Annotated in this window: 11 protein-coding genes; 5 read left to right on the forward strand and 6 right to left on the reverse strand. The window is 38.6% G+C overall.

The genetic code is table 11. The features are described 5' to 3' along the window. The first annotated feature begins 334 nt into the window (after positions 1-334). Both D9603_RS13090 and D9603_RS13095 read left to right on the forward strand, forming a co-directional pair. Positions 335-3,013, forward strand: a complete 2,679-nt coding sequence (locus D9603_RS13090; protein WP_128731640.1) for a leucine-rich repeat domain-containing protein — start codon at positions 335-337, stop codon at positions 3,011-3,013. A gap of 354 nt (positions 3,014-3,367) precedes the next feature. After that, positions 3,368-3,904: a YaeQ family protein gene (locus tag D9603_RS13095; protein ID WP_128731641.1), complete on the forward strand. Its 537-nt coding sequence runs from the start codon at positions 3,368-3,370 to the stop codon at positions 3,902-3,904. Positions 3,905-4,037: 133 nt separating this feature from the next. Here D9603_RS13095 and D9603_RS13100 read toward each other — a convergent pair whose 3' ends face one another. From D9603_RS13100 to D9603_RS22145, 4 genes are all read right to left on the reverse strand, one after another. Next, positions 4,038-5,315, reverse strand: a complete 1,278-nt coding sequence (locus D9603_RS13100; protein ID WP_128731642.1) for a hypothetical protein — start codon at positions 5,313-5,315, stop codon at positions 4,038-4,040. Positions 5,316-5,327: 12 nt separating this feature from the next. Then, positions 5,328-5,822 carry a hypothetical protein gene (locus tag D9603_RS13105; protein WP_128731643.1) on the reverse strand — a complete coding sequence of 165 codons (495 nt, stop codon included), beginning with the start codon at positions 5,820-5,822 and terminating at the stop codon, positions 5,328-5,330. Between the two features lie 406 nt (positions 5,823-6,228). Then, positions 6,229-6,363, reverse strand: coding sequence for a hypothetical protein (locus D9603_RS22300; protein WP_277750222.1), 135 nt, complete (start codon positions 6,361-6,363; stop codon positions 6,229-6,231). A 48-nt stretch (positions 6,364-6,411) separates the two neighbouring features. After that, on the reverse strand, positions 6,412-6,504 hold the full coding sequence (locus D9603_RS22145) for a carbohydrate-binding protein (RefSeq protein ID WP_241651657.1): 93 nt from the start codon (positions 6,502-6,504) through the stop codon (positions 6,412-6,414). Between the two features lie 893 nt (positions 6,505-7,397). On the opposite strand from D9603_RS22145, the gene D9603_RS13115 reads away from it, so the two are divergent. The 3 genes from D9603_RS13115 (at position 7,398) to D9603_RS13125 (ending at position 9,106) form a co-directional block, all read left to right on the forward strand. Continuing rightward, positions 7,398-7,874, forward strand: a complete 477-nt coding sequence (locus D9603_RS13115; RefSeq protein WP_128731644.1) for a DM13 domain-containing protein — start codon at positions 7,398-7,400, stop codon at positions 7,872-7,874. A 424-nt stretch (positions 7,875-8,298) separates the two neighbouring features. Next, on the forward strand, positions 8,299-8,673 hold the full coding sequence (locus D9603_RS13120) for a winged helix-turn-helix domain-containing protein (protein WP_128731645.1): 375 nt from the start codon (positions 8,299-8,301) through the stop codon (positions 8,671-8,673). 232 nt (positions 8,674-8,905) lie between these two features. Further along, the gene (locus tag D9603_RS13125; RefSeq protein WP_128731646.1) at positions 8,906-9,106 is read left to right on the forward strand and encodes an MbtH family NRPS accessory protein; all 201 of its coding nucleotides are present in this window, start codon (positions 8,906-8,908) and stop codon (positions 9,104-9,106) included. A 120-nt stretch (positions 9,107-9,226) separates the two neighbouring features. Here the strand turns inward: D9603_RS13125 and D9603_RS13130 are convergent, their stop codons facing one another. Together D9603_RS13130 and D9603_RS13135 are read right to left on the reverse strand one after the other, a co-directional pair. Further along, positions 9,227-10,165 (reverse strand): CPBP family intramembrane glutamic endopeptidase, encoded by a 939-nt coding sequence (locus D9603_RS13130; protein WP_128731647.1) that lies wholly within the window; start codon positions 10,163-10,165, stop codon positions 9,227-9,229. Positions 10,166-10,278: 113 nt separating this feature from the next. Beyond that, positions 10,279-11,148, reverse strand: coding sequence for a cupin-like domain-containing protein (locus D9603_RS13135; protein ID WP_128731648.1), 870 nt, complete (start codon positions 11,146-11,148; stop codon positions 10,279-10,281). Positions 11,149-11,160 lie beyond the last annotated feature (12 nt).

An 11,160-nucleotide genomic window follows, 5' to 3' on the forward strand; every position in this document is an offset into this window, starting at 1 on the left:
TTCTCGCCTCAAAATAGACCACGTCATTAAGCAAATTGGTATTAGCTGAACAAACAGAGCAGCTAAAAATCCTCAAAAAGGTGGCCACCTATTTCGAGAAAAACCAAAAGTAGCTATATAGAAGACCTCAGAGATGAACATTTAAACATTTTAAAATACGAAGTCGAAAGCCATGAGGATTCCGGCCACTATGACCCGGCTAACACTGGCCAAATAAGCCTCACTTCCTCTTGATGGCCCTCATTAAATTGTGCACTTATTGGAAACATTTACCCTAATCAAGTACACTACGCCGGATAAACAATTTAACAATAACACTAAGTAAGATATCAAGATGATAAAAAGCTCTATATACAAAGGGATCTTCGCTTCTCTCCTAGCATCTACTCTCGCAGCCTGTGGCGGGGGCAGTAGCGATAAAAATAATGCAGATACCACTGTACCTCCGCCAACAAACAAAGCCCCTGTTATTGCAAGTCTAGCCCCAGTCACCGCCATGGAACGAGACAATATCACCGTTGTAGCGAGTGCAAATGACGAAGATGGCAGTATTGCAACATTTCTATGGGAACAAACAGCAGGTACAACTGTTGAGCTAGAAAACAACAATAGTGAGACGTTAGAATTTAGAGCTCCTGATATTGATGAATCAACTACGCTCACGTTTAAGCTAACAGCTACCGACGATAAAGGAAGCGCAAGCTCACAAGAATTAACGGTCAACCTAAGTGCGTACGCTCCACTTTCAAGCTTAACGATTTCAGACGCAGCGCTGGCGCAATGTTTATCAGATACACATCAAGACGTGGGTATTTCTGTTGTTGATTGTACAGACTACCCAATTGCAACATTAGTAGGGCTCTCTGGTATTAGTGGTTTATCTAAGGTGGCGATTAAAAACGCAGAGCTGAATAATCTTGAAGAGTTAGCTGAAATTTCTACGCTCACCACGTTAAAGCTCGATAACGCGTTTGCCGCGCCCCAGCACAGCTCAAATAATGATGCACATTTAGAACAAATTAGTAAGCTCAATAAACTTGAGTCATTGTCTATTGTTGAAGCTCAAGGAAGTGATAATTATAGTAAACGCCTAGATTTTTCTTTGTTAGATTTATCAGGCTTTGCACAGCTTCATACGCTTGAAATAGACAACGACAGTAACCAATATGAAACGATACAGCTTAGTCAACTTCCAAGTGATAAGCTCACTCGTTTGGCATTACGTACTCTAGACATTGATGATAAAAATACTCTAAAACGCTTTAGTAACTTGCAAAGTTTATCTTTGACATATATACACGATCTGAGCTCGCTGTCATTTTTAAACTCTATACCTAACCTCACAGCATTAACACTTAATAATATCGAAGCCGCTGACTCAACGGCAATAGAAGCTAAAACAAATCTGACAACTCTTGAACTCAACAGGACGCAGATTGAAGATTTCTCATTCTTAGAAAAGTTTAGTGAGTTGGAAAAACTAGATCTTCGTACTTATTCCGACAATGTTAAGCTTGATATCGCGGACATCAGTGGTAATGCGAAGCTGACATCTCTGTCATTAGGCAATTTAACCGTTGATAATGCCGGCAAGCTTTCAACTTTTACGGAACTACAATCCTTATCTTTGGAGAGCCTGAACCTTTCTTCTCTTCGGTTTTTGCAAATGATGCCGAAGCTAACATCATTGAAGCTCAATCAGTTACACAGTGTTAATGACCTAGGCTGGCTAAGTTTCACACCAAACCTAATCGAACTGTACATTCGTAGACTGGATAATAACACAGATTTTAGCGCATTATCTGAGCTTGAAAATATGCGCGACCTGACCGTCTACAACGATTACTCAAGCTTTGCACTAGATACGTTAAGTAAAATGCAAGCATTGGAGAAGGTTAACCTGAACGTTAGTTTCGTTGAGGCTTCAAATGCGGCAACATTACCGAACTTAAAGACATTAAACGTAAAAGGTAACAGCTATTCAAACATGGTCAACTTGGCTAACTTTCCTGCGCTCGAATCAGCTGAGTTATTAAAAGTATACCATTATAGTAATAAAACCAAAATCACAACACTTGACGCTTTAGGTGTAAACACAAGTCTGAAATCGCTAAAGATCGGCGGCTTTACAGAACTAGAAGATATAACCCATGTATCTCAATTTGAAAATTTAGACACTCTCTTTATTGACTATGCTCAAGCGGCTGATATCTCAGAAATAGCATCACTAACTAAACTTAAGTCATTAACACTAAGCAACTTTTCTACGTTTTTTAGAGCTGACATGCTTGCCAGTTTAAACACACTGGAAAGACTTGAAATAAACAGTAGTGCCATTTATTGTGATGATCAGGAGCTATTAAAATCTCTTGATGGTGTCACAGCAAGTGTTTCTAACTATAACTGTATTATGAAGCCGGTCGATTTGAGCTTAATTACCGATGAAGCATTTAAGCAATGTATTGAAAAGCGCGGATACCAAGATGCTGTACGTAATACCTCACTCTCTTGTGATGGTTCAGCAATTGAATCATTAAATGGAATTACACAGTTTGAAGCTATTAATAGTTTAACACTAAGTGGCTCCGTGAACAGTGCGTTGTTGCGGGATCCTAGCTTAGCTCAGCTACACACCTTAAAAAGTCTAGATATCTACAGACTCACGGGTGAACTAACGGCTAAGGCTACACTCCCTCCATCATTGACCTCCTTTGAGTTAAATACAAATCGCCAAACCGTATATGACTTCGCGCTTTTTGGCTTGCCTACTACCTTAATTTATTTAGACTTGGATAGCACCAAGCTGACAAACTATGGCTCACTTAAAGATTATGCCGAACTTACCCGCTTAGAGTTGAACTATACCAACGTTTCAGATCTGTCGCCGCTATTCAAGTTGACCAATCTGAATTATTTAAGTCTATATGGAAACCCAAATATCGACTGTGCTCAAGTAAGCACACTAAAAGCGTCGTTACCCAATATTTGGAATATCTCAAGTAGCTGTAATTAACTGCTAGGACGTTAGGTAATTCAAACAAACACAGTCTCATTGCGAGGCTGTGTTTCATATCCACAATCGCATTCTGTAGTGTTGTTATTTCGAGCCCAGATTAAATACCAATTGAATTAATTCTCTAATCAATTTGAAGGGTTAAATACCCTCTTAGCTTCGTTAAAATTGCTCATTTGGAACAACTAAACAGCAAAATTTTTACCTTGCCTATATGGATATAAGTAACTTGGCGATAGCAGGACGCGAGAGCGGTGCTACTTAAGCTATTGCCCTGCCTCAAAATAACGCATTTACTTAATACAACTGGTATAAAATCCGCTATACTGGCGCAAAAATTTTTTAAGCAAGTTTATGGCGCTCAAATCTACAATTATCAAAGCCCAACTATCTCTCAGTGATATGGACAGGCATGTTTACCAAGATGTTAATTTAACACTGGCTCAACACCCCTCTGAAAACGAGCAACGTTTAATGATCAGGCTACTTGCTTATGCACTAAATGCCTGTGAAGGACTTGAGTTTACAAAGGGCTTATGTGCTGATGATGAACCTGAGCTATGGGTTAAGAATTACAGCGAAGAGATTGAGCTTTGGGTTGAACTAGGGCTACCTGATGAAAAACGCCTTAAAAAAGCGTGCAATAAATCAAAGCGAGTGATCCTTTATACTTATGGTGAGAACAATCAAGCAATTTGGTGGCAAAAACATCAGCCTAAGTTATACGACTTCAACAATCTGAGTATTTTCAGCTTGGATTATAGTGCGACTCAGGCTTTAGCCCAGTTAGCAGATCGCAGCATTAAGCTTACTATTACCATTCAAGATGGCGAGGTATGGGTAAGCTCTGATAGCGCTAATATTGAAATCAAACCACAGCAGTTAATGTAAGCTCCGGCCACAAAATTACGACTAAGAATATGTGGTGCTGACATTTGTACCTGAATTTTATGCTGGGTTTGCACAAGTAAAAATCCTCCCTCATCAAGCCAAAGGTGACATTTGATGAGGGAAAAATCAGCACTTACAACTGCTTAGCAACGTCTCTTAACAAGCTTGAGTAAACAGAGCTATCACCCAAGCGTTTCGCCTCTGCTCGCAAACGCTCACTGATCTGCAACCGGGTATATTCATCAGGTAACAATGTGTTTAATTCATAAGGTGAGCGGCTTAATAGAATAGCTTGCTCAAGTAGGTTAGTGGTATTATTTATTTGCTTTTTGTATAAGCTCTCACTGCTATGTAAGTCGTTTCCTTGCAACTTTGCCATGGCTATTGATAAATCTGCATATAGCATAACCGCATCGTAATTAAACTCAGTACTTTCAACTTCAATCTTTGGTAATTCGGCCACTAAGAAATCTTTTACCGTATTTTTAAACTCTTGTGGTGCTTTAGCAATAAATCTATCTATTTTAATAATATTAAATAAATCCTGACGTAAAGCTTCCTTTTCTATCGCCTTTTTAGGGTCTGCACTTAACGATTCAATATATTGCGGTAAAAACTCATTGCGAGAAACAGGGTTAGCCAAAGCGAGTCGATTGTAAATTCCAGCTTTTGTTGCTCGTGAGGTTTCACCCTGTTCACCTGATAAAGTCATAAAGTGGTCATCAATCAGTAATTTGGCTTGGTCAAATGGAAGATATCCAACCACAGTTTCTAAAATTGAAAAACCGAGTTCAACATTATTGTCTACATTGACTAATTGAGCACTGATAGTATCGAGCATTTGCTGCTTAGCTTGGTCTAAATGTTCAGCAGAGACTTTTGCTGCAGTGTTGTCCAAACGTAAAATGGACTCCATCACGTAAAGAAGGCCTAGCTTTGCTCGCGCAGAGGCATTTGTGAATAGCACCGCAAGCTCTTCGGACAACTCAATTGGCGCTAACGTAGCCATATATTCAAGTACATATAGACCTTGTTCTGTTTCCACTCCGAGCTGGTGAACCATCATCCACAAAAGGTTTATTTTATCTTGTCGAGATATTGTCGGATCTTTCAAAATTGCAATGAGCTCAGCTTCAAAATCAAGCATGTCTTTTTTCCCGAAGCTTTGCTTAATCTTAGATACTAAATTATTTGCCAATATTTCTTTATTTTTGTCGCCATCACTTATTTCTCTATCCATTACATAAAAGTCAGGTAAAGTTTCAATAAGCTCAGACTGGCTTATAAAAGGAGTAGTCGGCTTATCTAGCGAATTTATATTGTTCTCATCAGTTGATGTAGATATGAAATAAAGGACAACCAAAATAACAGCCAGAGATATACCTAGTAACAATCTTGCATTTAATTTCATATCCACTCTCACTTATCGACTGCTAGGGAAACTATTATATAGATTTCTAGGAGTGAAGACGGTAACCAAATTACTACCAGTTACCTTTTTAAAAGAATAGTTCACAAATGTATCACAGCGGAACTTTGCTTTTATTTTAACTAGGCGACCATTTACTTCATCCCATTCACCTTCTCTATATTGTGCAGTGATAGTGTATTCAGGATCGAAATCTTTTTGAGCCCACCCAGCATTAATTATTTTATCATGCTGAGAGCCACGACCATATTTTGCTCCCCAGTATGATGAAGCGCTTTTAAAGCTACTCAATGTATTTTTATGAATCACTTTGTCATCATTCAATACTTCCAATACTTTTGAACCATCCCAAATGCCAACATGCCCAGCCCAGCCTAAGCCACTAATTGACAAGTCTCTTGCTACAACATCTCCAACACTCTTCGGGTTACCTGCAAACGCAGAGCTGCTTGCCACTAAAAGCAAGGTACTAAGTGATACTAATTTCATAAAATTTCCTTTTATTAGAAAAACCAACAAAATAATAACACCAAAACAAAAACGTTCAATAACTATATAAACCATGAAATTTAAGATACAAAAAAACAGAGATTCAACATTGTGAAATATTAAAAAATAAAATAAGAAAATACATAAAATATAGATTTTTATTTTATTTTTTATTTTATTTTTTTTTGATGGTGACTTGCTTGATTAAAAATTAATTTTTTATTCACACCAAGTGACTGATATTTTTAAGACTTTAATTACGTACTAGATGTTTCGCGCCAAGCACTCGCCCATGGTGCCTAAAGCAGCATTTCTAAAATACTCGCTCAGAATTACACTAAGTGTAATCAATCATGTTTTACTCTATTTGAACTGGCAGGATATTTTCATGACACCCAGTCTGCATTCAAGATACTGATAGCACACCTACCAGTACCTTAAATACCACCAATTGGTTACAGTTTACGCCAAACAACTTAGTGCCTAGCTGCTGACCACACGTCCACCAGTGAGCTTGGTATTCAGCGCCTTGATAAGTCACTTTACCTCCGCCGGTATACGCCTTATTGGCATTTCATTCGTTACTTACCTATGACTTATCAACTAACTCCCACGCATCACTTTGATCAGGCTTCTGGTCTTTTACCCACCATTTAGCGCAATAGCTTTTACCTTGATACACCGCCGTATCGCCAGCTGTATATATTCGCTCGGCACGTCATATGCCACCATTTGGTGATGTGCTTTGATTGGTAACTGTAATGGTGAAGCTCACTGCTTTGTCAAGTGAGCCATCAGAGACGGTTACTTGCCCTTGATAGTCGATATTTTACTGAACCTCAGACGCAGTCAACGTGATAGTTGTACCGCTACCGCTGTTGATCAGTGGCGCAGGGATCTGCCATGCAAAGGTGAGCGGTCTTGTGGTTTAGCTAAAATGAAAAAAGTGACGTGTGTTGGGGCTCACTGACAATTAGCTGATTAGTAGCTAGTTGTACAGCATCGAATACAATACTATCGTCACTTTGTTGTAAGCCACTCAGATTTAGATTAGGGTTGGCGAATGTTGTCTATCGATGCTTCCCACTAGAAAGTTACTCCTGTCTTACGAATTCCAATGCAATAAACACAAGCTCGATAGGCCATTGCACGCCTATGGCACACTCGCCTTCATCTTTGTGTAATAAAAAAGTATCTAGGTTAATTAAACTGTGCATTTTGGAGGGGTTTTATCCACAGAAAAAACAATAACAATAGCCGAGATTATTAGTTACATTTAGTACTTTAAAACTAACTTAAAGGTATCTCTGATCACAATGATGGCTATAGTCAGCTGATTACTATAACTATTACAATAAAACAAATAATTAAAATATTTTATTCTAGAATGGTTAACAATTAGAAAAACCAACCGTTTGTAAACATTTTTATGCATAAAGAACTAGATTACATTCAGTAAAAATCCTTTAAACAATCAATAAATATAGAAATTAAAACTTTTTAATTAGATACAGCCAATAGCTAAGTATCGCTATTTGACTATACTTCTGGTTTACGATTCATTTGGAGACGACTTTGCGAGCATTTCTTACCCTACTATTACTCATTGTGGTGTTTGTCACCGGCTTTGTTGCTGGTGTGTATACCTTACCGATAATGACGCAACCTCCAGCAGCCAGCAACGCTGAAATTCAGGCAATTAGTAAAGCCGCGACTCATAAAGGCCAATTTATGAAAGCACTTAAAGACTCTGATGCGTTGCACTATGCCATCGGTGAAATATATTTCTCAGACAAGCATATTGCCTTTGCAGGTGAAATAGCCCCTGGTCCAGATTATCGGCTATACCTTGCCAAGACTTTTATTGAAACTGAAGCAGACTTTAAAATGCAAAAGCACACGATGCTCGAAGTTGCAAGAATAAATCAATTTTCACAATTTGTGCTACCAAGATATCTGCAGGCAGACTTAGCAGAGTTTCAAAGTGCTGTTATTTGGTGTGAACATTTTGAACAATTTATTTCAGCAGCACCGTTAAACGCTCTAAAATGAATGCAGTAACCTACTCTTTTTTAAACTTATATCTAGGAACTTTGTGACAGCAAGAAGGCACAAGATAGCAATAAGGTTCACGAATAATATTCATATCACACCTGTTACATTACTAATGCAGCTAAAACCACCACGCTAAAAAATTAACTTATGTTGCTTAAATGAGAAAAACAAACTTGTAGATTATTTCATTTCGTCGCATATCTGTTGTATTAATTTTGATACAGCAGTATTATAAAACCACTACTTTATGGAGTGGTTCGTGTTTTTGGTCAGCCATTGTTATCTCACTTTTCACACAGAATAAGTAACACAATTTGTTTACATAACGAAGCGATACAAACTATAAAAGGGTATGATCCTAAATCTGTTCCCCATCAATAAAGTAGATGCTGGAAGTCGTTTTCAAAGAAGGAGTTAATAGATGAATACGGTAGCCGCAAATTCGTCTGACAACGCGATGGAATTAAACAAAGGATTCATTTTTTATCATGGTGAGGATTATATTCTCTCTGAGAACCAAGAAGTCGTTAAACTTGAACCTTTAGCATCCAAAGCTTTGCTTTATTTAATAGAGCATTCAGAGCGCGCAGTATCAGTCGAAGAGTTGTTGGTCAAAGTTTGGGGAAGTAAATTTAAATCGATGAAAGTCGTAAACCGCTGTGTGTGTTTGGCACGAAAAGCGTTAGCAGATGATATGCGTAATCCTAAATTTATAAAAACGATCCCAAAACGAGGGTATAAATTTGTTGGACACTGCATGATTAAAAATCATTGTTTAGAACTAACGGCCCATTAATACCAATTTTTCTTAATACTTGCTCAATTTGAAGAAGTACACCTGACGCTAACTCCGTTAGAAATTACTTATTTAGAACAACTAAATAGCAAAATTTTGGCTTGCCGATATGACCGTTAGTACCTTAGCGTGCATAAGATGCAGTAGTGGTGTTATCAACAAGGTTTTTTGCTTCAAAATAGATCACTTAATTAAGCAAATTGATATAACAAGCAATAGATAAGGAGACACGATGCTAAACACAATAGAAACGTATACGGTACTCATTAATGCTGAAAAGCAATATTCAGTTTGGTCCGCAACCAAAGCAATACCAAAGGGGTGGAGCCAAATTGATATTCAAGGCAGCTTAGAAGAGTGTAATGCCTATATTAACGAGCATTGGAAAGATATGCGTCCAGAAAGCCTACGAAAAGAAATGGAAAATAGTTAATAGCAAACCGCTCAAAAGTTACCATTAACAATAACCATATAACCTTATGTTGGCAGGTTAACTACGAAAGCAAAAAGCAGAATATCAACATTTTGCTTTTTGCTTTTTATTATTTCGCTCCTAAAATTGCATATTTACTTGCAACAACGGCACACTACCACCATGTTCTAACTCAGCTATTCCAGCAATAACATTTATCCAATAATGAACAGCAACTGATTGTTCTAGGTCATAGTTATTACGTTGATGTAGCCAGCCCAGATAACCACCGATCGCCGTCGCAGCACCAAAGCTTGCTTGGTTACCACTGCCGCTGTGCAAAGCACCAAATAAAAGGGATGACACAACGAGGCCTGAGCGTTGTCCCAGTTGATGGCTTAGTTCAGTGTTGAGGTAACCACGGAAAAACGCTTCTTCGCCCACCGCAGTAAACAGGTTGCCAGCAAGATTTGCACTGTGTGCCTCAAACAAACTAACACTATCATCTCTTTCTATGGCATAGACGTTATCGCGTGAAGAAACATAAGCCGCAACCAATAACAATGGAATATAAGTACTTGGTTTGGATAGATTCTCCCACTTGAATGGGGCTTTCCATAATTGTGATACTGGCGTGGCTGACACGGTGACGTCATGATCAAATTGCCGGTATTTGGCTCGACTTTGATACGCGTCGTAAGATGACATAAACATGCTGTTTAATGCCACATTTGAGGTGAAATCGGCCTTTAGCGTAGTGGCATTTAAATATTCAATGTCTAATACGTCGTTATCTCGATCATCATCATCGATATAATCATCTTGATCAGAGTAGTGGCCATATCCCGCAAAACCGACCAAAGTCGACGTGGCATACCATGTGGTTTTTTGGTATTGCCCATCCAAACCTTGGATCACTCCTGGAAGGACAAATCCTGATAGTGCCCCTAAATTAGGGCTATCACTTAATATATTCGGCTTAAAATCAAAATCATAGGGGTCATTATCAGAGACTTCAGCATTTGCTGTATAAGAAAATAGCCATAACACAATGACCCCACCAATGGTCGAAAACTTCATGCTCTTATTCCTTTAACGTTAACTAGTTGCGCCACTTGCTTAGAATAAAAATTGCGCAAGTGGTGCTGCTCCCAATGCCACTTTTAGGTAGATTGGCAGTCCCTCTTGACTACCTAAGAGACATAATTGAGGTAGCCTTTGTACAATCGGAAAAACACCCGCTCTGGTAACAGCTTCATCAACCTTAATAAACATAAAAAGTTGTAATAAAAGTTAGTTACTGGTATGCCCTCATATAGCGCTTTAACACCACGCCACGCGCTATGTTGATTATGAAAATCAATATTAAAAGACACGCAGGTATCCATAGAGCGAACATGATGCAAAGTACCGCTTGGCATAAACAAAATATCACCGGCTTCCACGTCGACGACTACCGCTTTGTCCTTATCGTACTGAGCATATTGCTGTAGATCAGGTTGCTCGGGGTCAAGTTTGAACCAACGCCAGCCATATCTGCCACAATGACGACTATCTTCATATGGCAGTAGCGTAAAGCGTTTAGTCCCCTTTATTTGGAAGAACAAATTGTGCGTCAGTAAGCAGTCAAAATGTAGCGGTGTGACACTTTGCGAGGGGCCAAGAAAAAATTGGCAATATTTCCACCAATTACTATAAGCAATTGGCATAAAATTACTAGGAAAATCATTTATATCCTGTTTCAATTCCGGTAAGGCATGAAATATTGGAATATCGTGACAATAAGCTGGAAACTCCCCTTCACCTCGCTCATACGCATCTAATTGGTCGCAATAATCTCCAAGCGGCATTGCCTCTTTAATAATATTGCCTTTTTCAAACCGCTTTACTGGTACTTGCTGATCTGGAAAATGCTGCTTGAAATAGTGGGTACCCCACCCTTGGGTTGCTTGCCAATGTTTGATGGCCCCCTTAATCAGTACAGGGCGGCCTGGTTTTAAATAATTGCGCTTAAACTCAGAAGCTGTCAGCGAATCTACAATGTCAACTTTATACTTATCCATGAATTTTCCTTA

Origin of the sequence: Pseudoalteromonas sp. PS5 (genome assembly GCF_004103255.1) — a bacterium.
Classification (GTDB): Bacteria; Pseudomonadota; Gammaproteobacteria; order Enterobacterales; family Alteromonadaceae; genus Pseudoalteromonas; species Pseudoalteromonas peptidolytica.

Excerpts from the sequence above, each read along its gene's own strand:
- D9603_RS13090 (WP_128731640.1), top strand. The coding sequence starts at position 335 with ATGATAAAAAGCTCTATATACAAAGGGATCTTCGCTTCTCTCCTAGCA.
- D9603_RS13095 (WP_128731641.1), top strand. The coding sequence starts at position 3,368 with ATGGCGCTCAAATCTACAATTATCAAAGCCCAACTATCTCTCAGTGAT.
- D9603_RS13100 (WP_128731642.1), bottom strand. The coding sequence starts at position 5,315 with ATGAAATTAAATGCAAGATTGTTACTAGGTATATCTCTGGCTGTTATT.
- D9603_RS13105 (WP_128731643.1), bottom strand. The coding sequence starts at position 5,822 with ATGAAATTAGTATCACTTAGTACCTTGCTTTTAGTGGCAAGCAGCTCT.
- D9603_RS13120 (WP_128731645.1), top strand. The coding sequence starts at position 8,299 with ATGAATACGGTAGCCGCAAATTCGTCTGACAACGCGATGGAATTAAAC.
- D9603_RS13125 (WP_128731646.1), top strand. The coding sequence starts at position 8,906 with ATGCTAAACACAATAGAAACGTATACGGTACTCATTAATGCTGAAAAG.
- D9603_RS13130 (WP_128731647.1), bottom strand. The coding sequence starts at position 10,165 with ATGAAGTTTTCGACCATTGGTGGGGTCATTGTGTTATGGCTATTTTCT.
- D9603_RS13135 (WP_128731648.1), bottom strand. The coding sequence starts at position 11,148 with ATGGATAAGTATAAAGTTGACATTGTAGATTCGCTGACAGCTTCTGAG.